Annotated in this window: 12 protein-coding genes; 2 read left to right on the top strand and 10 right to left on the bottom strand. The window is 45.8% G+C overall.

Annotated features, from left to right (window positions below; translation table 11 throughout):
• Window positions 1-27: 27 nt before the first annotated feature.
• Complete coding sequence (gene nrdD, locus ACPEIW_RS05200; RefSeq protein WP_421778812.1) at window positions 28-2475, bottom strand: anaerobic ribonucleoside-triphosphate reductase; 2448 nt, start codon at window positions 2473-2475, stop codon at window positions 28-30.
• 237 nt (window positions 2476-2712) lie between these two features.
• Here nrdD and ACPEIW_RS05205 point away from each other — a divergent pair, with 237 nt between their 5' ends.
• Window positions 2713-3135 carry a DUF3052 domain-containing protein gene (locus ACPEIW_RS05205; protein ID WP_101896648.1) on the top strand — a complete coding sequence of 141 codons (423 nt, stop codon included), beginning with the start codon at window positions 2713-2715 and terminating at the stop codon, window positions 3133-3135.
• Between the two features lie 254 nt (window positions 3136-3389).
• On the opposite strand, the gene ACPEIW_RS05210 is transcribed toward ACPEIW_RS05205, so the two are convergent.
• From ACPEIW_RS05210 to hpt, 7 genes are all read right to left on the bottom strand, one after another.
• The gene (locus ACPEIW_RS05210) at window positions 3390-5234 is read right to left on the bottom strand and encodes a DEAD/DEAH box helicase (RefSeq protein WP_425663460.1); all 1845 of its coding nucleotides are present in this window, start codon (window positions 5232-5234) and stop codon (window positions 3390-3392) included.
• Between the two features lie 336 nt (window positions 5235-5570).
• Entirely contained in the window at window positions 5571-11357 is a 5787-nt protein-coding gene (locus tag ACPEIW_RS05215) for a GA module (protein WP_425663462.1), read from the bottom strand.
• Between the two features lie 258 nt (window positions 11358-11615).
• Window positions 11616-12686, bottom strand: coding sequence for a lipid II:glycine glycyltransferase FemX (locus tag ACPEIW_RS05220; RefSeq protein WP_425663464.1), 1071 nt, complete (start codon window positions 12684-12686; stop codon window positions 11616-11618).
• Between the two features lie 205 nt (window positions 12687-12891).
• Complete coding sequence (gene ettA, locus ACPEIW_RS05225) at window positions 12892-14568, bottom strand: energy-dependent translational throttle protein EttA (protein WP_004130043.1); 1677 nt, start codon at window positions 14566-14568, stop codon at window positions 12892-12894.
• 106 nt (window positions 14569-14674) lie between these two features.
• Window positions 14675-15184 (bottom strand): DUF3180 domain-containing protein, encoded by a 510-nt coding sequence (locus tag ACPEIW_RS05230; RefSeq protein ID WP_016831152.1) that lies wholly within the window; start codon window positions 15182-15184, stop codon window positions 14675-14677.
• On the bottom strand, window positions 15184-18006 hold the full coding sequence (ftsH, locus tag ACPEIW_RS05235; RefSeq protein WP_425663467.1) for an ATP-dependent zinc metalloprotease FtsH: 2823 nt from the start codon (window positions 18004-18006) through the stop codon (window positions 15184-15186). The genes ACPEIW_RS05230 and ftsH overlap by 1 nt, the downstream gene beginning before the upstream one ends.
• Window positions 18007-18163: 157 nt before the next feature.
• A complete protein-coding gene (gene hpt, locus ACPEIW_RS05240) occupies window positions 18164-18718 on the bottom strand; it encodes a hypoxanthine phosphoribosyltransferase (protein WP_102704931.1) in 555 nt (184 codons plus the stop codon).
• Window positions 18719-18787: 69 nt separating this feature from the next.
• Here hpt and tilS point away from each other — a divergent pair, with 69 nt between their 5' ends.
• Window positions 18788-19864: a tRNA lysidine(34) synthetase TilS gene (gene tilS, locus ACPEIW_RS05245; RefSeq protein ID WP_425663470.1), complete on the top strand. Its 1077-nt coding sequence runs from the start codon at window positions 18788-18790 to the stop codon at window positions 19862-19864.
• A gap of 137 nt (window positions 19865-20001) precedes the next feature.
• Here the strand turns inward: tilS and ACPEIW_RS05250 are convergent, their stop codons facing one another.
• Entirely contained in the window at window positions 20002-21654 is a 1653-nt protein-coding gene (locus ACPEIW_RS05250; RefSeq protein WP_425663472.1) for a D-alanyl-D-alanine carboxypeptidase/D-alanyl-D-alanine-endopeptidase, read from the bottom strand.
• A gap of 140 nt (window positions 21655-21794) precedes the next feature.
• Window positions 21795-23447, bottom strand: a complete 1653-nt coding sequence (locus ACPEIW_RS05255; RefSeq protein WP_425663474.1) for a hypothetical protein — start codon at window positions 23445-23447, stop codon at window positions 21795-21797.
• Between the last annotated feature and the right edge of the window lie 9 nt (window positions 23448-23456).

Here is a 23456-nt window from a genome sequence, read left to right on the forward strand (position 1 = left end):
CGCGATTTTACGCCGCAATCCTACGCACTACTTAGTTTCCTCGTACCACTCGCGAGACTCGCCATTGTTAAGAACAACATGGCCAGTTTCGCCCGACATATGCTTTACGCGATGAGCAATCTCCTCGTGGCGGCCGTGAACCATTGGGCGCTGAACAGGATTACCCAAGTAGCCGCAAGTGCGCTTAGTCACATTGCACTTATCTGGGTCACTGTTGCCGCACTCTGGGCAGCGGAAGCCTTCCTTAGTCGGCTCAAAATCGCCCTGGAATCCGCAAACAAAGCAATGGTCAATCGGAGTGTTCGTACCCAAGTAGCCAATGCCAATCTTATAAGCATAATCCCAAACAGCCTCCAAAGCCTTAGGATTCGCTTGCAAGCATGGGAACTCGCAGTAGTTAATAAATCCGCCGGAAGCAAAGTACGGGAAGTCAACCTCGTAGCGGAGCTTCTCCATAGGAGTTGGCTGCAACCACACTGGGTAATGGAAGGAATTAGTGTAGAAGTCGTGATCTGTAACGCCTTCAATGCTGCCAAACTTCTGGCGATCCATGCGGTTAAAGCGATCCGTCAAAGACTCAGCAGGAGTGGAATATACCGAGTAGTGGTATCCCTCTGCCTTTGACCACTGCTGGCAAAGCTGATTCATGCGGCGAACCATAGAAAGTGCAAATTGCTTGCCATCCTCATTCCAGCTGTGATCTTGCATCCAATCCTTGCCAAAGAACACGGATGTAGCTTCATACAAACCAATGTAGCCAAGAGACACGGTTGCACGCTCGTTGCGGAACAGCTGATCCACGCTCTCGTTAGCGCCCAAACGCCCAAACGCGCCGTAGCGGAACAGCGTTGGAGCGTTTACAGGAGTTGCCTGCTTGCAACGCATAATGCGGAATCGCAAAGCTTGATGTGCCACTTCCATGCGCTCGTTAAAAAGCTTCCAGAAGCGGTTTACGTCTCCGTGAGACTCCAGTGCAATGCGAGGCACATTAACCGTTACAACGCCAAGATTCATGCGGCCGTCTTCCACGTCTTTGCCAGTCTTCGGATCAATCCAGCCCTGAAGGAAGGATCGGCAGCCCATAGGCGCCTTAAAGGAGCCTGTAATCTTAACAATATTCTCGTAGAACACAACGTCTGGATACATGCGCTTTGTAGAGCACTCAAGCGCTAGCTGCTTCAAATCGTAGTTTGGGTCGCCAGCGTCTGCGTTAACGCCGTGCTTAATAGTAAACACAAGTTTAGGGAAGATTGCAGTATGACGGTCCTTGCCGAGTCCGCGAATGCGATTAAGCAAAATAGCGCGCTGAATTTCGCGAGCAAACCAAGACGTACCAAGACCAAAACCAACAGTTACAAACGGAGTCTGGCCGTTAGAAACGCGGTTGGAATTAATCTGATATTCCATTGTTTGCATAGCGTCGTAAATCGCCTTGCGCGTCATAATCTTTGCGTAAACTTCGCGAAGCTGATCCAACTCACTCAAATTCTCATCAAAAGGAGTGTCTTCTGGAAGCGGATCCCTATCTAAACAATGAAGATTCTTAGGCTCCTGAGCCTTTAAGCCGTCAATCATGGCCTTAGCAACTTCGATTGGCGTGGAATCTGGAATCATGGCCTGAGCCATAGCAAGATTCTTGTCGTAATCGCACTTAGCGTAAGGCTCCAGCATCTCGTCTGCGCGGTTTACAGTTTGTCCGCCGTACTGCGCGCCTGCAATATCCTTAATAATCTGCGTAACTTGAGTAGCCGCCGTGCCAATCGACTTTGGGCTATCCATCATTGCGTTTCCAAGCGCAAATCCCTTAGCAAGCATGTTTCCAAAGTCTGGAAGCGAGCAATTGCTCATGCAAGTAAATGGCGAATAATCGGCATCGTGGAAGTGAATATCGCCCTTCATATGCGCGTTAGAAACCGCGTGTGGAAGCATAGAGAACGCGGAAGCCTTGGAAACAGCGCCTGCAAGAAGATCGCGCTGAGTAGCGTAAACGTTGGAATCCTTGTTAGCATTTTCGCGCACAAGCGACTCATCTCGGTTTACAAGGCGATTCACAGCTTCGTTAATATCGGTTGCCTTAGCGCGGTCGATATCTCGGTTCAGGCGGTAGCTTGTGTAGCAACGCGCAACTTCGTAAAGGTGATTTTCAATAAGACCATGCTCAACAAGAGTCTGAATATCTTCGATTTTTGCAGGGCCATTGTAACGGTCTTGAATCTCGGCCTCAATATGATCCGTAATATCGCGAATCATTTGCTCTTCTTGCGGACCAACTTCTTTGCGCAAATCCTTAAACGCAGCTTTAATGGCCATTATTATGTTCATCTGATCAAAGTCAACAACGCGGCCATCGCGCTTTTCGACTTGCACGCGAGACTTCTTAGAAGAGCCGTTTGAAGCTACATTAAAATCACCCAAAGTGACGGCTTCTTCATCTTGCAAAGTGGCATCTTCTAAAGTCATATCAGAGACCTGCATTCTACAGACCTTTCTCAAGCTAACATGTATTTTGAATCGCAAATCTACTTATGATTCGCAACAACTTGCTCTACTATAGCCCATAGCATGCACAATATCTAGGGTAATTTACATAAATAACAAACTACATATAGTGATTTTGTGGTTTCTGGCGATTTTCCAGGCGTGTCTCAGCGTGCCGTGCGCGCGGCTAGGGCGAGTCGCGCAAATTCTTGACGCTTTGATATATTGAGTCACGTGGAACAGACAGCTTTTCAACATGCAGAAGAATTTGGATTCCAACCTGGAGACATCGTACAGCAGTGGCTGTGGGACGATGACGTTGACGATGCGATTTGCAGCAATATCGAAGAATTGACTGGCGAAGAACTTGTTGATGAAGATTACAACTCCACTGTTGACGGAGTGATTATTTGGTGGCGCGATGGCGACGATGAAGACGAGCTAGCAGACACCATTATGGATGCAACAAACATGTTGAACAGCAACGCACCTATGTGGGTTTTAACGCCTAAGCCAGGGCGTGCTGGTTCTCCAAGCTCGAGCACTGTTCAAGCAGCAGCAATGACTGCTGGAATGAACGCCGCAACGCCTTTAACAGTTAGCGAAGATTGGAATGGTATTCGCTTGCGCGCATTCGGCAAAGGCCAAAGCAAGTAACGCATTAGCACATTAGCGCATTAGATAGTTGACGCACTTTGTACCAAATTTGACCCAAAACACGTACATTCTCGGGCGCGACGACCTGCCTTTTCGCTTAAAGCGTAGCGCGAAAAGGCAATTCGGAGCGCTGAGCAGCTCAAGGCAGAAGCACTGCTTCTGCGCTGCGAAGAAGTGAGCGCGCTGTAACGCGCGAGCGACATTTCCGCTTTTTGTAGCAAATTCGACCCAAAACACGTACAAAAAGCGGAAGATTATGCGTGACGTTGCGAACTATGCGAGTCACGCGAACTGCGCAAATCATGCGAACGTCCGCGTCCTCTACCTTTGCCTCGGCCTTTTCCTCTTCCTTTGCGCTTTGGCTGCTCTGGCTCTGGCATGCTCCAGCCCTCTTGCAAATCTGCCAAATCGCCAACAATATCTTGCAAAATCGGCGACTCTGGCTTAACATCTTGCGCTTTAGCGTTAATGCCAGCGCGCCGCAACATAGTATGCGCCATGCGCTTTTGATTCGGCAACACAAGAGTCACAACATTGCCCGACTCGCCTGCGCGCGCAGTACGCCCCGACCTATGCAAGAACGACTTTGGGTCCTCTGGTGGCTCCGTTTGCACAACAAGCGCAACATCGCTAATATCAATGCCTCGCGCAGCAACGTCCGTAGCTACTAGCACGCGCACATCTCCATTAGCAAAAACGCTCATATTCCTATCGCGTTGATTTTGAGACAAGTTTCCTTGCAAATCAACTGCAGGAATCCCCTGTTGCACAAACTTCTTTGCCATATTCTTGGCTTGATACTTTGTGCGCGTAAAGAATATTGAGCGCTTTTTGCCCGAAGCCAGCTTTCGCAAAACTTCGTACTTATCTGCCGCAGAAACGCCAAAAACGTAGTGTGTCATTGTGTCTACTTGCGAATCCGCGTCATCTACAGCGTGAACAAGCGCATTTGGCAAAAAGCGATTTACTATAGTCGCAACTTGCTTATCTAAAGTAGCAGAAAACAGCATGCGCTGGCCATTTGGATCAGTCTGCTCAAGCAAGCGCGTAACGGCTGGCAAAAATCCCATATCTGCCATTTCATCCGCCTCGTCTAAAACGCTTACCATCACTTTTTCGAGCGTTAACGCGCCTTGACGCAGCAAATCCTCTAATCGCCCTGGGCAAGCCACTACGATTTGCGCTCCCTGCTTAAGAAGCGCCATTTGCTGCTTGTAACGCACGCCGCCATAAACCGTTACAGTTTTCATGCCGTAAGCAGACGCTAGAGGCGCGATTACGTCGTCGATTTGATGCACCAGCTCGCGAGTCGGCGCCAAAATCATTGCGTGAGGCGCTGGAATACCGCCTTCTTCGCGATTCTTGTTTTTTCTAGAAGCGCGACCCGAGTTGATTAAATCAACAAAGTTCTCAGCCAATCGCGCAACAAGCGGAATAGAAAACGCTAGCGTCTTGCCACTTCCCGTTCGGCCGCGCCCAAGAATGTTCGCGCCTTGCAAAGAGTCTGGCAAAGTCGCCTGTTGTATTGGAAAAGCCGTGATTTTGCCGTCTGCGCGCAAAACTTCCACCAAAGGCTGCGGAACGCCTAGCTGCGCAAAAGTCACGTCATCGCTATAGTTTTCGCGTGATTCCACAGCTGTATCTGGAATTATTACTGAGTTTTTTTCGACTTCTTGATTTTGCTTATATGAATTTTGCTTATTTTGATTACGATTATTTATACGACGATTCTTAAAGTCACGATTCTTAAAATCGCGATTATCAAAATCGCGCTTGCTAAAGTCCTGCGAAGTAAAGCTCTTCTCTCCAAAGTCCTTCTCAGCTTCTTGAATTGCCATCTCTTCGTATTGCAAAGCTTTTTCTCTGGCGCGACTTCTAGCTTTATCTGCCTTACGATTGCGGTTCTTACGCGCATTAAACTCGTTATTCTTACGATTTCTTCTATATTCAAATGGATTTTCTTTGGACTTATAGCCTTTTTTAGAAAAATTCTTATTATCTTTTTGACTTACAGCGGATTTTTTACTATTCGATTTTCTAGCAGCAGTTTTCTTAGAGCCTTGCGTTTTAGCAAACGCATCATAATGAGTATGTGGCACAATAGCCTTTCGTATTTTATGATTGAACAATTCGATTGACGAATCGATAAAAAGTCATGAACTAACCGAGATTAGCACACACCCCACACAAAAACCCTGTATTTAAGATATGCGCAATTGTTCAAGCACGTAAGAGGGCTTGGTAATTCTTGATCGCGCAAGCGACATTTCCGCATTTTGTTGCCCAACACGCAGATTAGAGCAACATTTTCGGGAAAACAAAAGCCTCGCTCGGCCAAAGACCAAACGAGGCTTATGAGTATTGCTATAAGCACCAGTAAAGCTAATCAGCTATCAGTAAAACACTAGTAAAGCTAAATAGCTTACAACTAAACGCTAGTCACGATTAGCGTGCTTTGTGCGCATGCGACGAGTTGCAAATGCTCCGCCGATTGCTGCAATCATAGTTGCCATCAATCCAGTAGTAGCAACGTCTGCACCAGTCGCAATACCTGCATTTCCGCGAGAACGCATGCCCTTTATAACGCGGCTGCGAACAGCTGCACGCACTTTTGCTGCATTGGCTTGAGCATCCGCAAGCGCCTTACGTGCATCCGCAAGCTTAGCTGCCGCAGCGTCGACTTGCGCTTGCGTTGCATGCGGATCTGCAGCAACACGCTTAGCTTGTGCCAAGGCTTCGTCTAGCGTAGCAGCAGCCTGCTTAACAGCAGCATCTGCTTGCTTAACTTCTGGAGCGTTTTCTACAGCGTTGTTTACAGCCTTGTTGTCAACACCTGCACTGGCTGCGCCCGCAGCGCCAGTGCCAGCAGCACCAGCGCCTGAGCCTGGAGCTACAGCACCCATACCAGCGCCTTGCGCACCTGCACCTGGCGTGCTTGGATTTGTGCCAGCAGCACCAGAGCCTGGCTTAGCACCGCCTGGATTTTCGGTGGTATTAATCTGATTAATCAAATTCTGCTTATTAACGCCACCGCTCGTGCTTGTGGAAGTGCCAGAGACAGAATCCGAACCTGAACCAGAATCCGAACCTGAACCAGAGCCAGGATTTTCATCACCGCTTGGCGGAACTGGATCTGTAGTCTTGCCATCAAGAGCAGCAGCCGCGTCTCTCAACGCCTTAAGAGCTGCATCCAAAGCCTTCTGCTTAGCATCCTTTGTGTCAAGATGATCGTCTGCGCTAGCCTGCTTCTTACCGGTCAGCTTATCGATAAGATCCTTAGCCTTTTGAAGAGCCTCGTCGTACGCCTGCTTCTTATCAGCAGAAGCATTGGTGTACTCTACAGACTTCTTAATATCTGCATCTTTAGCGATTTGTTTCTCAAGAGGCTTGGTGTTAACGCCATCCAAAGCAAGGCGAGCCTTAATGAGCTTGTCTAGAGCTTCGTCAACCTTCTTTTGAGCATCCGCTTCCTGTTTAGGAGTTCGCGGCGTGGTGCCTTCCTTCTTATAATTTGCATTATCGTCGTTTGCAGTCTTCAAAGCTTGCTCAGCGGCAGTCAAAGCGTCATCAAATGCTTTTTTCTTATCTGCAGAAGCAGTGGTATAAACAGAATCGCCTGGAGTCTTAGGATCAGTTTCACTTGGCTTCAAGCCCTTATCAGAGCCAATCTCCGCAGCAAGAGCATCGGTTTTAACACCTGCACCCTTAACTGTGTTGTCAAGCGCTTGCATTGCTTTAAGAAGATCCGCGTAGATATCGTTGACTTCGGCAGCGCCCTTAGCATCGCCCTTATCTCTGTCTAGCACGGCACCAGCAGCGGTAGAGGCATCATCAAATGCCTTCTTTTGCTTATTTCCGTCTTGCAAGGCCTTGTACTTATCGCCCGTAGCAAACTTATCCGCAATAACCTTCAAGTCTTCAAGACGAGCCATAGCATTATCGGTGTTTGCAGCGTTAGCGAGCGCATCGTCAATGTCGTCAACACCAGTGTCATTGCCATTATCATCTTTGTGATTACCAGCATCAGTATCTTCAATAATCTTCTTGAAAGCTTCCTTCTGCTTATCATTAAGATGCTTGAACTCATCAATCTTCTTTAGAGCATCGGCAATCTTCTGGGCCTTTTCTGCACGGTTTGCAATAGCAGTTGGGTCGCCAGACTTTTTACTATCGTCAATCTGTTTATTGAACTTGTCCTTTTCTTCCTGAGACAAATTAGTAGCATTGACCCGCTCTTTGGCCTTCTGCTTTTCCTCGTCAAGTTTTCCATTTTGTGTTTGACTTGGATCACTAGCATTTGTCTTCTGTGCGTTAGTCACCTGCGCGTTGATAGCATCCATAGCATCTTTGATGCTTACTCCACCAACAGCAGTCTTGATATCAGAAGGCTTCTTAGCATCTTTTACAGAAGTCTTAGCACCGTTGATTGCAGTCTTGGCGGTTTCTACCTTCTTCTTAACAGCTTCTTTCTGAGTATCATTCAAGCCATTTTCAGCATCCTCAAGCTGCTGCAAAAGCGCATCAAGCTTCGCAATACCAGCGTTCTTGGCATTTTCTTCGTTAATCGCATTCTGGCGCTTGGCTGCGGCAAGAGCATTCTTAATATCTTCTGCAGTAGCATTAGAATCTTTCTTCAGCTTCTTAGCCAAATCTGCAAGCGTAGAATCTTCTGCAGGCGTAGTGCCAAGCAACTCGTTGAGAGCAGCGTCCTCAGTGTGAGTAGCCGCGGCGTTGTGCTTATCGTCACCAGTACCGTGGTCAAGGAACACAAACTTTTCTTTTTGTGCTCCATCCTTAGCACCCTTAAGCTCATCTGCTAGCTTTGCAGCATCAACAATCTTCTGGACGTCTGCAGGAGTCTTAACGTTTTCACCATTAAGTTGATTCTCAAACTCCGTCTTTTCTTCATTTGACAAATTCTTAAGAGCGTCGATTGCTTTCTTAGCAGCTTCTTTAGCAGCTTTAAGCTCCTGATTCTTCTTTTCGTCGCCACCATTCTTGTTATTGTTAATGGTTTGCTGAATATTAGGATCAGTTGTGTTGTTTTTATTCTCTTTACCCTTATCATTAGCGTCTTTAAGAATCTGTTTGATAGTTTTCTCATCAGGAGCATTATCAATCTTATTCTTAAATTCCTTCTTTTGATCAGGAGTTAAATACGGATTCTTATCAATAATCTTCTTCGCATCATCCTTCATCTGCTGGAGTTGCTTATCATCAGGCGTTGGCGCAGGAGTAGGATCTGCAGTCTTCTTCTTGTAGAGCTTGTCTGCAGGCACGGTGAACAGTGTCGTTTCGCCATTCTTGAATACAAGGCTCTTGCCGTCATCGCCCCTGGCCAGAGAAGAAATGCCATACGTTACCGTATCAGAATTAAGCTCCAAGTCAGAAGTGCCTTCCTTTGGAGTCCATCCCTTACCTGTTAGCGTTGCACTGTTTGTAGCAAAGGTAAGACTATCAATCTTATCAGTTGCTTTACTATCGTCGTAATTGGCGTGCAAGAACTTCTTAACTGCAGCTTGGAAATCAGCATCAGGCATAGATGCATCTGGATTAGCAACCTCGTACGGATCCGTCTTGTACTTATAATCAGCCTTACGTGCATCAGTAAGCTTGCGAATAAGATCGCGCAAATATTTCTCTGTAGTTTGATCTTCCGACATGCCATCAATCTTGGCATCATTCAGCTGATCAGGATCTGTAATACCAGCGCGCTTCAAATCGTCGTTGGTAAGCTTGTCAGTGTTCCTGCGTTTATCTAACAGCGCTTTTGCTTGCTTCTTCAAATCCTCAATCGTATTGTCTTTTTGAGGTTGAGAGCTGTTCTTTTTAACATACAAATCTGTTAAAGGAACATCAAATAGTTTATCTGAGCTATTCCAACCAGTTTCAAAACCTTGAACAGCTATGGTTCCGTCCTGATTAAGGCTAAACGTTACTACGCCTACGCCATTATGCTCACCCTGAACATATCGTTGCATATTGGTCACACCTGATACAGGCGTATTATTCTCTTTAAGAGAATACGAGCCTGTACTCAACTCACTTTCGTTTACGTTAGTATAGTTCTTTTGAATGAACTTCTTAAACGCAGCAATCTGATCTGCGGGTTGAGGGGAATTAACGTTATCTACTTGTACTGGATCCACATAATACTTATATGCAGTCATCTGACCTGGATGGTGCAAAGTGGTATCTGGGGTTGGTGTTTGCGTATTAATTTCTTGCTTGAAGAATACGCTCATTGGGTAGGTAGCATCTTTATAGCCATCGGCTTTAAAGGTAATGTAACCCTTACCATCTTTCACGTTATACGAAACATCGGTAATAGTTACCTCTGAATTATCTTTAGCATCCTTACCTTTAGTTTTTTTCTTAAACGCATCTTTAGCTGCACCAAGTGCTTTATTATAAGTTGTTAAATCTTCTTCCTTCATATTGAAGGGATCAAATTTGACGTTTTTTTGGTTTTGAGGCGCTTCAACAATGAACTCTTTTTCGGCTGCAGGAGTAGGCACTGATGGATCTGGAGATGGCGTAGTCTTTGGCTTCTGCTTTAAGAACTGCCACGCTGCGATAGTGGTTGTTGAGCCATCTGCCCATTTGATTGTTGCGTTTCCAGTGTTGGCATCTACCGCAACAGGTGCTTTATTACCATTTTTAGTCTTTGCCTCGTCATACGGCGTTATGCCAGTGTTGGCTGTATCAAATTCATTGATAATCTGCGTTTTTTCTTGTTCCGTCAAGCTAGAAAGATTCTCAACCTCAATTGGATCAGGCACAACGTAAGGAGCCCAGTCGGAGATCTTTGGCCCTTGGAACACAAGCTCAGACGCAGGAATCGTAGCCTTGGAGCCATCCTTGTACGTCACAACAAGGTTCTTGCCGTTATCATCAAACTTAATTCCGTCAGTTTCAGCAAGATGGCTGTTAAAATCACTATTATCCTTGTTCGCCTTCTTGAACGCATCAATAACAGCTTCCTTATCTTCCTTCGTCAAAGCGCTCGGATTTACAACAGGAGTTGCAGCAGGCAAAGTTGGCTTATACTTATCGCTATCGTACTCGTCTTTTGTTACAAGCAAGCTAGCTGGCATAGTGCGCTTGGTACCGTCTTTAAAGGTGATAGTTGCAGAGCCATCCTTATTTACCACAACACCATCTTTGGCAACTAATTCTTTATAGTACGTGGTGCTTTCGTTTGCTTTTTCAATTTTTGCTTTAATAGCCTTTTGCTCATCGGGGCTTACATCGTCAAGCTTCTTAACCTTCGTAACCTCTGGATACGCAAGCTTCAAATGGTCCGCAATCTTTGGAGTATTGTGCTTTTGACCAACAGCATAGTGCCAGTTACCTGCAAAGCGATAAACACCAGCAGCAAAACGAAGCGGATTCTTATCGCGCTCTTTCCAGGCAGTATCTTCCATCTCGGAAACGTAGGTCATATCATACCAACGCTGACCAGCAGATTCCCAGTCTACAAAAATACCCTTAAGGCCTTGAGTTTGCTTTTGGTATTCTTCCCATTGTTGTGCGGTATTGCCCGTATTATCGTAACCTTTATTGTTTTTGGTACCCAAGCCCATAAGCTGTTTCCAGCCCTTGCTTGCAAGAATATTTTCGTCACTAAAATAATAATTAGAAATATTATTCCATTGCTTAGGGCTGTTAAAATGTTTGTCCGAAACTGCACCATAACCGTTTGCGTCGGTTGTAATAAATTGCGAAGAACCAGCAGGTTTAACCTGCTGCTTGCCATTTTGTGTTAACTTTTCAATACGCTTAAATTGAATATCTTGAGGATCTTTTAAACCAGCAGGAACACCAAACCACCACATAGGGCGGAACTTCCATTCGTCTGCTGTAGCATTGTCGTGGCAATTAGAAAGATAATGAACACGAACAAATTTACCAAGAGGGTCTATGCCTGTAGTACCGCCTTCTTTGGCGTGCTCAAAGGTATCGTAATATTCAACGTCAATGTTGAAATGAGCCTCGGCATATTTTGCATCAGTTTTGAAACCGTAATAAACATTGTTGCCAGTGCCGTCTACATAACCGTCAGCATAGGCAGGCGAGGAAACGAATACCCCCCCCCCAAGCACCATTGCGCCAGCCAGCATTGCAGCGCAAACGCTCTTTGAAAGAACTGGCTGAGAATCAGCCCCAACACCAGAATAAACGCCAGAATAGTGCTTAACTACACGAATCTTCTTAGACATACTCTTACTCCATTATCTTTTTCTTTGGATTAATGCGCCAACCAGACCGCAAAATCCATATAACTATGCAAGGCATATTCTACTAATTGTTTTATACAATTTAAGATTAATTCGTATGATGAATTTTGTGTGATTAACGCACTTTGTACCAAATTCGACCTAAAACACGTACAAAAAGCGGAAAGACTCGCACGGAAAATAAAAGCGACTAGCCACAAAACATGCAACTAGTCGCAAAAGCGCCATTAGAGCTAAATATTACTCCGACTTAGCGGATGCGCTCTCCGCATCACTCTTAGAAGCATCAGCTTTAGTCTCTGGCAAATCATCCCATCTGCCAACAAACTTCTTGTAGGCATCCTGGTCAATAACAACGTCTAACTCGCCAATCCAAGTGAAAGGATCATTCGCTCTGCAGAATCCATTCTTAAAGAAGTAAAGGCCTTCGTCCATGCTAAGCGAATAAGTTCCGCCCATGTTGAACCACTTTAAGCCAAGCTCCTTAGTGCGCAGAATCAAATTCCAAATGCACGTATAGCCTGGAGCAACCTTTCCATGCATGGTCTGCGTTGCGCCGTAAATGTACCACAAAGTGTCTTTGTACGGGAACGAAAGCATGCTTGCAACTGGCTCGCCTTCGTACTCGCAAGTGCAAATCTCAATCTGTGGGAAGGCAGCAAGCAAGCGCTCAAAGTATTCAAATGGCCTATATTTAATGCCGTGCCTGTTGGCCATAATTTTTGTAAGCTCGTAGAAGGTTTTCAAGTCTTCTTCCGACCTACTCCAGCGAGTTGCAACACCAGCCTTAATGCCAGCACGAATATGCCTTCTTGTAAGCGTGCTAAAACCAGCCATAAGCTCTTCTTCGGTTTTGCCTTCAACCTTAAGCATAATCTCGTGAAGCGGGTTGGAGTAAGACTTAGGGTGGAATCCCTGGCCTCTAAACGTGTAGCCAGCTGCCCTATACTTTTCTATAAGAGCCTCGTCGGTTTGAACGCAAGGGTCCATTCTAAGCAAAAATGCGTTGTACTTTTCAAAAAGTGGCTTTGCTTCGTTGATTAGCTTTTTAGTGGTTTCAACGTCGTAAAAGTCGCAAACTGGGCCTCTAGGAGCGTAAAACAGCGTTTTATCGTCTACAGCCTTAATGCCAAGAATAGACACTGCAGCAGTAATCTTGCCGTTTTCTTCCAGATAAACGTATTCGCTAGACCAGTTGTTTTTAACCTTTGCCCATGCCATGTCTTGCATTGCATTAGTGTACGGAGAATTTTTTACAAAGTCCTCGTATTCCTTAACTTTAGCAGAATCATTTTTATCTAGTATTGGCATTTGCACTCCTTTTTTAGCTCAATACACGATTTTAGCGCGACTACCGTTTAAGATATTTGCTTTAGCGTTTTACAAGGCGATTTGCCGCCAACAGACTGTGTCTTGCTGCTAAAAGCTTGCGACTTGCGACTAGCAACTTACGACTTGCCACCAACAGCTTGCGATTAGCTGCCAGCCGCCAGCCGCAGCAACACACAACTTGCGACTAGCGCGTAAGCTTTCTGTGCAAGCGATGCGGGCGAGCAGCTTCCTCACCAAGGCGCGCAATCTTGTTTTCCTCGTACGCCTGGAAGTTGCCTTCAAACCAGTACCAATTTGCAGGATTCTCGTCTGTGCCCTCCCAAGCAAGAATATGCGTTGCAACGCGGTCAAGGAACCATCTATCGTGAGAAACCACCACAGCGCATCCTGGGAAGTCAAGCAAAGCGTTCTCTAAGCTTTCAAGAGTTTCAACATCTAAATCGTTAGTAGGCTCATCAAGCAGAAGCAAGTTGCCGCCCTGCTTAAGAGTCAAAGCCAAATTCAAGCGGTTACGCTCGCCGCCAGAAAGCACTCCCGTAAGCTTTTGCTGATCCGAACCCTTAAAACCAAAGCTTGCAACGTATGCGCGAGTAGGAATCTCAACGCCTGCAACCTCAATAAAATCAAGGCCTCCCGAAACAGCTTCCCACAAATTCTTATTTGGGTCCAAGCCTGCGCGATTCTGATCTACGTACGAAATCTTTACAGTGTCTCCAACAGTAAGCTCGCCGCCAGAAAGTGGCTCCAAGCCCACAATCGTCTTGAAAAGCGTAGACTTACCAACGCCATTCGGACCAATCACGCCAACAATGCCGTTACGAGGCAACGTAAACGACAAATCGTCGATTAGCACGCGATCGCCAAAAGCCTTGTGAATATGCTTCGCTTCCAAAACTTGCGATCCCAAGCGCGGACCTGCTGGAATTTGAATCTCCGAAAAATCAAGCTTCTTGGAATTGCGTGCCTCTTGCTCCATTTGGTCGTAACGCTCCAAACGAGCCTTATTCTTGGCCTGGCGAGCCTTTGGCGAGCTACGCACCCAGTCAAGCTCATTCTTCAAGCGCTTAGCAAGCTTTGCGTCCTTAGCGCCCTGAATCTCCATACGCTTTGCCTTGGTCTCCAAGTAAGTAGTGTAATTGCCCTTGTATGGGTAAAGCTGACCGCGGTCCACCTCGCAAATCCACTCTGCAACGTTATCCATAAAGTAGCGATCGTGAGTTACAGCAATAACAGCGCCTTCGTACTTGTGCAAGAACTGTTCCAGCCAAAGAATTGACTCCGCATCCAAGTGGTTTGTAGGCTCATCAAGCAGCAGCAAATCTGGAGCTTCAAGCAAAAGCTTGCACAATGCCACGCGTCGCCTTTCTCCACCCGAGCACACAGAAACAGGCGAATCTGGGTCTGGGCATTGCAAAGCGTCCATCGCCTGCTCAAGCTGAGAATCCAAATCCCAACCGTTAGCCGCATCAATCTCCGTTTGCAGCTTGCCCATCTCTTCCATCAATGCATCAAAGTCGGCATCTGGATTTGCCATCTCTTCGCCGATTTTGTTGAATCGATCAACCTTTTGAGCAATCTCACCAAAAGCCATCTTAATGTTTTCGCCAACGGTTTTAGTCTCATCCAGCGGCGGCTCCTGTTGCAAAATGCCAACGGTGTAGCCTGGAGTAATCGAAGCTTCGCCGTTAGAAACATTTTCCAATCCTGCCATAATCTTTAGCAACGTTGATTTACCCATGCCATTAGGGCCAACAACGCCAATTTTTGCGCCCGGCAAGAAGCTTAAGGTAACGTCGTCTAGAATTACGCGATCTCCGTAAGACTTGCGTGCCTTAATCATTTGGTAAATAAATTCAGCCAAAGTAATACCTTTCTTAAAATTGTTAAACCGCTATTTTAGTTGCAATTTTGATTGCTATTAGTTGCCGTTAGTTGCCATTTTCTACATTAATCGCAGCTAACCGCCATTAAACCGCCGCCGCTTTCTGCGCTCGATCCGAAGAATCGCCAGCAGCATCCGCTCCATCTTCTGGAGGAATCTGACACATCCATTCGCCAACAATGCCAATAATCATGTCTATAATGCACACGATTCCCGCAATAACACATTCGCGAATAACGTTGGAATAAAGCGGAATATCCGCGTGCGGCCAGCAAACAAAAATCTGACCTGCATACCAGCCCGTTAAAATAGCACCAGCCATTCCAAGCGATTTTGCAAGCATTAACGCCGAAACAGCCATTTGCATGTTAAAAGGCTTGCGCTCTTTTGGCTTAGAAGTAGCGTATTGATGCGTTTGCCAAGCAAGAACAAACGTGACTATTCCGCCGATTATCATAACAGCCAAAACAATCCACGGAGCTCCCGAAAGCGATATTGCGCTAGATTCTGTAATCGAGACCAAAAACGCGCCGAATACAAATCCAAACAATAGTCCAAGCGCAAAATACCACCAAGGCGTACGGTAAGCTTTCATCAGCACTCCCCAATAATCCAGCGCTCAGAATAAACGCCAACTTGCGAAGCATCTTGCAAAAGCGCAAGTTTGTAAGAGACTGGCTCGTCATCAATTGCAGCATCTGGCTCAACTTGCATCCACGGCTCCAATTGCGCAGCACTTAAGTGCAAAGGATTGCTTGAATCCATTGACTTTGTAGACGCGCTATCTAAGCCGTATTCTCTTGTTCCAACAACGTTTAAGCGCAAATCTAAAGAGCTGGCAGAATCGCCATCAATTTGATCGCGTTGCATTTGCTCGATTCTTTGCGCAAATTCCTGATTGCTCATTGTTGTAGACGCCACTACAACCGCGCAAAAATCTTCACCGTTTGCATTGCTTGCCTGGTAAAGCGCCGAAACGCCTTCGACTTGAGTTACACTATGCAAATCTTTATGCTCAAGTTCGCTTAATACGTTTAGCATTGCGCGCATTGTTGAATCGCTCTTTTTGCCTTGCATAGAAACCACTGCGGTTGTTTGCATTGGGCTATTTAGGGCATTTGTAGTATTTGCGATATTTGAGTTATAGGAAGACTCGTGCGATTCTTGCACTTCTGCGGTTGCTTGCGACTTTTGCGCTGCAGAATCCGCTGCAGCACCAGCCTTAGAAGCATTAGAATCCGAATCCTTATCGCCCTTCTCTAAACTCGCACCTGCAACATTCCTCTTTAAGCTTTCTGGAATCTCCACAGGCGGGAGCGGCGAATCTGGGCGATCCGCATTAGAAAGCCACAAATCGCGCTCTGGCGCCTTACGAATCTTAGAGAAGATTTGCTCAAGTTCCTTCTCGTTAAGAGTCTCCTTAACAAGAAGCTTGCTAACAAGCTCATCCAAAATATCGCGATTATTGTTAATAATCTGCCAAGCCTCGGTATGAGCCGTTTCAATAAGCTTATGAACTTCTTCGTCAATCACTTCCGCAGTCTTATTAGAGAACTTACGCGATTGCAAAGAATCCAAAGAACCAGAAGAATCTTGATCTGCGTCCATCCACTTTACGGCACCAAGCTTAGATGAGAAGCCATATTCAACAACCATCTTGCGAGCGATTGCTGTAGCCTTCTCAATGTCGTTAGAAGCGCCAGTAGTTGGATCGTGGAACACAACCTCTTCCGCAGTACGGCCGCCCATAGCATACGCCATTTGATCTAGCAGCTGGTTTCGAGACTGAGAATAGCGGTCGCTAGTTGGCATAACAGCCGTGTATCCAAGAGCGCGGCCGCGAGGCAAAATCGTAACCTTAGTAACAGGATCCGTGTGATGCAAAGCAGCAGCAACAAGCGCGTGTCCACCTTCGTGATAAGCCGTGTTACGCAACTCATCCAAAGCCATGCCCTTAGACTTCTTTCTAGGACCAGCCTGAACGCGGTCAATTGCCTCATCAATAGCGCGATTGTCAATAAGCTGAGCGCCAGAGCGAGCGCAAAGCAAAGCCGCCTCGTTAAGCACATTAGCCAAATCCGCGCCCGTAAATCCAGGAGTTCTAACAGCAACCATGTGAAGATCTACGTCTGGAACAAAAGGCTTGCCTTTAGCGTGAACCTTAAGAATCGCCTCTCGGCCTTCCAAATCTGGAGCTTCCACAGCCACTTGGCGATCAAATCGGCCTGGTCGCAAAAGCGCAGAATCAAGCACATCTGGTCGGTTTGTAGCGGCAATAATAATCAAATTAGTGTCGTTATCGAAGCCGTCCATCTCTACAAGCAGCTGATTAAGAGTTTGCTCGCGCTCATCGTGGCCGCCAGTCATGCCACTTCCGCGGCGGCGTCCAACAGCGTCAATCTCGTCAATAAAGATGATTGCTGGAGCGTTCTTCTTAGCTTCATCAAACAGCTCGCGCACGCGAGACGCGCCAAGACCAACGAACATCTCAACAAAGTCCGAACCAGCCATGGCGTAGAACGGCACGCCAGCTTCGCCTGCAATAGCACGCGCAAGAAGAGTTTTACCAGTTCCTGGAGGGCCATAAAGCAGCACGCCACGCGGAATGCGCGCGCCCAAAGCCTTGTATCGAGAAGGATCCTTAAGGAATTCCTTAATCTCCTCAACTTCTTCTACAGCAGACTGCTCGCCTGCAACATCTGCAAACTTAGTTTTAGGCGTCTGACCTTCCAAAAGCTTTCCACGGCCGCGGCCGCCACCCATGCCAAGCATTCCGCCGCCTGCGCTTGCCATTCTGCCAAACATGAACCAAACAAGTCCAAGCAGAATCAAAATCGGCAGCATAGACGTAATCAAGTACGAGAAAATGCTAGAAGTCTGTATGCTAACAGTCCAACCATTTGCTGGCTTAGCTTTTTGAATCTTTTGCACAACTGTCTTGCTTTGAGCAATCGTGTAGTAGAACTGAACATCTTTTCCGTAATCGTGCTTTTGCTTATCTCGCTTATCTAGCTTAACGTACTTATTGTTTAGAGTAAGCTTAACAAGCTGCTTGTTGTCTATAACCTCAACGTAATTTGCACTACGCTTATCGAGCAACTCTAGGCCATCTTGAGTGTCAATTGTTTGTGAACCATTATGCACAAACATTTGGAATGCGGCTACAGAAAGCAAAACTAAAATAACAATCCAAGTCCAAGGAGACTTAAAGAACTTACGATTGGAATCGGAATTATTGCCATCCTTTGGATTGGCATTATTCTGATTGCCATTATTCTTATTACGATTCTTGTTCTTATTCTTATTTGAATTGTTTCCGAAATTAGGAGGCAAGAACGGATTGTTGCCGTTTCCTCCCATAGGACTTTTCATAGGTCCACCCATAGGTCCGCGAGGCGACATTGGAGAAGCGCCCATACAATCAGACTCCTTTCAGGATTCTAACTAACAACACTCGTCTAAACACGTAATCACTAATCGCAAGCAACCAAAGCGTAATCGCTGTAATCGCTGTAATTAATCGCTAAATAAATAGCATGTAATCAATCAAGATTACTCAATTGCAACCATCTAATCAAGACTCATACACAGAAGGCTTAAGAACCGCAATAGAATTAAGATTCCTGTACTTTTCGTCATAGTCCATGCCAAAACCGACTACAAACGCGTCTGGAATCTCAAAACCAGTGTACGCAATATCTACTTCCACTTCTCGGCGAGCTGGCTTTGTTAAAAGCGCAAACACCTTTACACTTGCAGCTCCCCTGCCCTTAAGCTCCCTAACAAGCCAGTCCAGAGTCTTGCCCGAATCAACAATATCTTCAACAATCAGCACATCTCGGCCGCGAACATCTGTAGTTAAGTCTTCGCGAACCGTAATCTGGCCGCTGGTCTTAGTGCCACTTCCGTAGCTAGAAAGACTCATAAAGTCCATCGGCGCGTTAAGGCTAAGCTCCTGCGAGAAAACAGCAAGCGTGTTTACAGCGCCTTTAAGCACTGCAACAAGCAAAATATCGCGGTTTTTGTAGTCCTTGCTAACTTGAGCGGCAACCTCGCGAATGCGCTTCATAAGCTCTTCGTGGCTGATTAATTCGTAATCAATATCATCTCTTATATCTGCAACTTGCATGCTAACTATAATTGCATAAGAGAATGACGGACATGTTACAACTTACGCATTAGGATTTAGACTATAAGCATGGTGTACTCATCTTGTTGGCGCAAAGGAATCGGCCAAGTAAAACGTTGCTTTAATAATATAGGGTTAGGCGTGCAAGACCCTCAATTCTTGCAACACGGCGAACACGAAACGCATCCAAACGCTCCAATCGTATTAATCGCATGCTCTGGCGGTCGCGATTCACTTGCGCTAACGGCGCTTGCATCAAAAGTGTGCGCAAGCAGAGGGATTCAATGCGCAGCAATAATCGTAAATCATAATCTTCAAAAAGACTCCAGCAAAGTGGCGCTTAATGCTGCTAAAACTGTTGCAAAACTTGGAGTAGACGAGTCGCTTGTATTTGTTAAATCTGTGCAAGTTAAAGATAACGAAAAGGGAGAAGAAAGCGCAGCCAGAGATGCTAGATACGCTGCGATTATTGAAGTTGCAAAAGACTTGCGCGCGTCGGCGGTTCTTTTAGCACACACAGCAAACGACCAAGCAGAAACGGTTTTAATGGGATTGCGCGATTCTGCTGGCTTGGAGGCCGTGGCTGGAATGAAAGACGTTACAGTTAGGGAGAATGTGCTATTTGCTCGGCCGCTAATTAATCTTACGCGACTTGAAACCACGCAGATTTGCAAGGATTTGGGCGTTGAATGGTGGGACGATCCAACAAACGGCGATTCATCGCCAATCGATGTTGAGCTGCCAAAATCCTACCCGCTGCGCTCTAGAATCAGGCATACACTTATGCCGTATATTTCGCGATTTTTTGACTCAGATATGACTTTGCTGCTTGCAAAAGGAGCGAAATTTGCTCAAGACGACCTAGACTACATAAACTCGCAAGTAAATCTTGTAGAAAAAGAGGCGATTGTAAAAGAGGATTGCAAAGTCAAAATCAAACTTGCGACTCTAGAAAATAGCCACATCTCGATTAGGCGGCGAATCGTAGCTCGCGCGCTAAGTGCTGCTGGAATACGCTTTTCGTCAAATCATATAGAATCAATTGACGAGCTAATAACAAACTGGCATGGCCAAAAGCAGATTGCTCTTCCAGGAGGATATGAAGCAAGCAGAAAATCGCATACTATAACGATTTGTGAACGCTAGCGATTTCCCGATTTTGTAGCTCAACACACCGATTTGAACAACATTCTCGGGAAAAATTTGCGCTTTTTGTTGTTGATTTTGCCATTTTGAACAACAAAACACGGAAAAATCGAAGTAGATTCGCGCGGCGAACGAGGCTAAAGATTGGTCAGCTCGGCCATCATCTTATTAACGCCAACATAAGTGTAGTTAACGTCTCCAGGAGGATTAACAACAACCGCAAAAGTTAGTGCGCCTCCCGACTTTCTAGAAACGTTGCCAACCATAGACGAAACATCACCCAAAAATCCAGTTTTAACACGCATTAATCCAGCGGCCGACTTATCAACAAGACGCTTTCTAGCAGAAGTACACCAAACGCCTGGCAAAGCCAAGCCTTCTGCCGCAGCAGCACCAAGCCCCGCCTTAAGATTTTGCGCTTGAACTTGAATCAAAGTAACCGCACGAACAGCGGATTTAGGCGAAAGTCCCGAGCAATCCGACATATGCAATCCGTTTATATCAATACCTAAATCACGCAAAACATCTTGCACAGCCAAAGTCGCACCCTTTGGAGAATTTGGCTTGCGCATTGCGAGCGCAGTTAAACGCCCGAACTCTTCTGCAAGGGAATTGTCGGAATGCCTAAGCATGTACGCCATTATCTCGCTTAGCGGAGCAGAACAAACGCGCGCAATCGGGCTAAAATCGGCGGAAATAAGCGGTTTTTTGTAACTAACATACATGGAATCTGCGCCAGACACCTTAGCTGCCTTAGTGATTTTTGCAGAATCACCCTTCCATTCGCGAACGTCAATGCCAGACTTTTGCAGCAAATTTGCAAAAATCAAACCCGTACTAACAGCAGGATGCCTATCTAAAAGCGGATAATCGTCGGTATCGTCCGCGTCGTTTCCGTACGAAACCCACGCCGCAAAATCGCGATTACGCCCCTCATCTACAGCCACAGAAGACGTTGGCGCATAAAAACGGCCTTCCTCATCGTTTTCGCTAATAAGCTCAGGATATCTTTTTGCACCAAACAGCGAATCGTCAACAGCAAACTGAACAATCTTAACGCCCCGCTTTTTAAGAGCTGCAGCCGTTTTATTTGCAAGAGTTTCTAAACCTGCTCTACCGTTTACGTGATTCGGGTCGCTTTGCCCAGCACCAAGCAGCATATCTCCGCCGCCGCGCAAAACCAAACGCGCAGCACTCCCACTATCGTCGCAGCTTGCATAAACCAGCGTGTCTAGCGTTGAAGCCATGTCTAAAGTATGCGAGGCAGCTAGTGCCGTAAGCGTTTTCATTGTAGACGCTGGTTGCAAAGCAAGATCTTCGTTTTTTGCAGCAATAATCTTCCCGTTTGCATCCGCTATAACAGCCGCCGCATTTGGCCCAAGCGCGGGATTTTCAAGGAATGTTTGCAAAACCTTTTCCGCAGCAGCTTTGTCAACTGGCTTGTTTTTATCTAATTGCTTTATTAAAGACGCGTAATGCGCTATTTTCTTAGGTTTTGGACTGCTTAGCTCTTGCAAAGATTTATCGTTTTTAATTGCCATTCGCGACTGAATAAAATCGCGATTTTGCAAAAGATCTTTGCTATCGAACAGAATGTATCCGCACATTAGTGATACAACGCTTGCAGCTGCGATTAAGCACACGACAGCGCGATTACGTGACTTTGGCGGCTTTTGCGCACCTAAGCTAGACGTAAATCCAGCTTTTTCTCTTGATTCTTTAGACGTAAAAGCATCTTCGGGAATCTCGATTATATTATCTGGATTCTTAACGTTTTCATCGTCTTGCATGCGCACGCCGCCTGTTTTACCGATTAATTGCAACTCTGTATAACTATACAAGCCATGTAGACTATATAAGAACTACATAAAGTCTACATAAGCTATACGCTTGCACACATAAATCACAGCTCTTACGTGCGCATTAATACTCAAGCAGTAATCGAGGCGAATCTGCGCAAGTTTTCTACAATACGAATCATGCGCTTATCCATTACTTTGCCACCAATAATTACGCCAACAGCCAACACAATTGCGCCGTTCACTACGAACAGAATGCATGCAATCCACAGCAGTTGCGGCGCAAGAATAATAAACGCAATCACAGCCGCAACCGAAGGAATCATGCAAACTACAGAAAGAAGCATAAAGCCGATAGCTGCAAAACTTCGCCCGCCAGCAGAACCTTGCGGCCTAGAAAATGGCTTTTCGATTGACGATACAGGGTACATTGCAATGCACGAAGAAATTAAGCCAATGCCTATGGTAGCAAAAGCTACTCCGATTGGAGAAAGAGTTTGGAACATAACTGCATTCATATTTTGCTGAACATTTGCTACAAAGAAAAGGAAAGCGTAAACCCCTATTCCAAGAATTGCAAAGTACACAGCGCAAATCACGGACCAAACTATTGCGTGCGCTAAACGATCGTGCAAACCTTTTACGCCAATAATCGCATGCATAGTAAAAGCTATTCCATCGTATGCAATATTGTTTCCAACAACCATTCCCATAAGCGTCGCAGCATATATCATCCAGCCAGAAACACCTATGTCCTGTGCTATAGAACCAAATCCTTTAGCATTAAAACTAGTTCCTCCTGCAACTACCAGCATAAAAAGCGGCGCAATAAGCAAAAACAGTTGACGCATATCTCTTCTCATAACGCTAATAATTCGCGCAATAATCGCACCAACTATGTTGTCTGGAACTGATGCAAAGAAGCCGATTCCCTTAGTTTTAACAACTGTTTTTTGCTCACCGCGAAGTAGCTTAGGCTCTAATTTTGCGCAAAATACAGAGATTGCAAAGCAAGCAGCAATCGTCACAACGCAAATAAGGAAGCGAATAACAAGCGCAAGCCAATTGCCATTAATGGCGTCAAGAGGCAAAGCCATAGCCGCACTTAACGGCGTAAAAGCGGAAACAGCGCAGAAACTTGTACCTAGCGAAATTACAATTTGCGAGGGGCTATGCGTATTCATTGACGCAACAAAAAGCATATACGCTACGAAAATAACAAAGTAAAAAATGTTTCTTGAACGCTTGTTTATTAAAATAGTGTCCAAAAGCTCAATAAGCATTTTGCTTAAAGACACGATTGTTGCAACGTAAAGCGGAGCTGCAATTACGCTGACTAAAACCGGCACAATTCCAAAGCTTCTGTACGCTAAAGACCACAAAGCAAGCGCGATTGTGCAACTTATTGAAATCGCTCCAAAAAGGGAGCCAAGAAGCATGCCAGCTTGCTGATTTACGTGAGGAATGCCGTAAAGCGCAAAACTACGCGATTTTAGTGTTGTGTCACTGCCTAACATAAACAAGTTTATAAACAGCGTAAAAATTGACACAATCGACGCAATCATTATTGGAATCAATTGGAATTCCTGCCAATCTTTAGCGTCTGCAAGCATTCCTGGATTAAGATACTTTCCTGCTTCCCAGCCTGCAAAACCAAGAGCGCATATAATCGCAAGTCCAAAAACAATTGATATACCAAAGCCGATTTTTTGCCAACTCGACTTTCGCATAACGGAAAAAGTAAGCGCCCAACGAAGGCGAACCATTGTAAAAATCATAGACATGATTACTTA

Source organism: Gardnerella piotii (assembly GCF_049815665.1).
Lineage (GTDB): Bacteria > Actinomycetota > Actinomycetes > Actinomycetales > Bifidobacteriaceae > Bifidobacterium > Bifidobacterium piotii.

Bases quoted from the DNA above. Each gene is read 5' to 3' on its own strand.
- nrdD (WP_421778812.1), bottom strand. From the start codon at position 2,475: ATGCAGGTCTCTGATATGACTTTAGAAGATGCCACTTTGCAAGATGAA.
- ACPEIW_RS05215 (WP_425663462.1), bottom strand. From the start codon at position 11,357: ATGTCTAAGAAGATTCGTGTAGTTAAGCACTATTCTGGCGTTTATTCT.
- ACPEIW_RS05220 (WP_425663464.1), bottom strand. From the start codon at position 12,686: ATGCCAATACTAGATAAAAATGATTCTGCTAAAGTTAAGGAATACGAG.
- ACPEIW_RS05230 (WP_016831152.1), bottom strand. From the start codon at position 15,184: ATGAAAGCTTACCGTACGCCTTGGTGGTATTTTGCGCTTGGACTATTG.
- ftsH (WP_425663467.1), bottom strand. From the start codon at position 18,006: ATGGGCGCTTCTCCAATGTCGCCTCGCGGACCTATGGGTGGACCTATG.
- hpt (WP_102704931.1), bottom strand. From the start codon at position 18,718: ATGCAAGTTGCAGATATAAGAGATGATATTGATTACGAATTAATCAGC.
- tilS (WP_425663470.1), top strand. From the start codon at position 18,788: ATGGTGTACTCATCTTGTTGGCGCAAAGGAATCGGCCAAGTAAAACGT.
- ACPEIW_RS05250 (WP_425663472.1), bottom strand. From the start codon at position 21,654: ATGCAAGACGATGAAAACGTTAAGAATCCAGATAATATAATCGAGATT.
- ACPEIW_RS05255 (WP_425663474.1), bottom strand. From the start codon at position 23,447: ATGTCTATGATTTTTACAATGGTTCGCCTTCGTTGGGCGCTTACTTTT.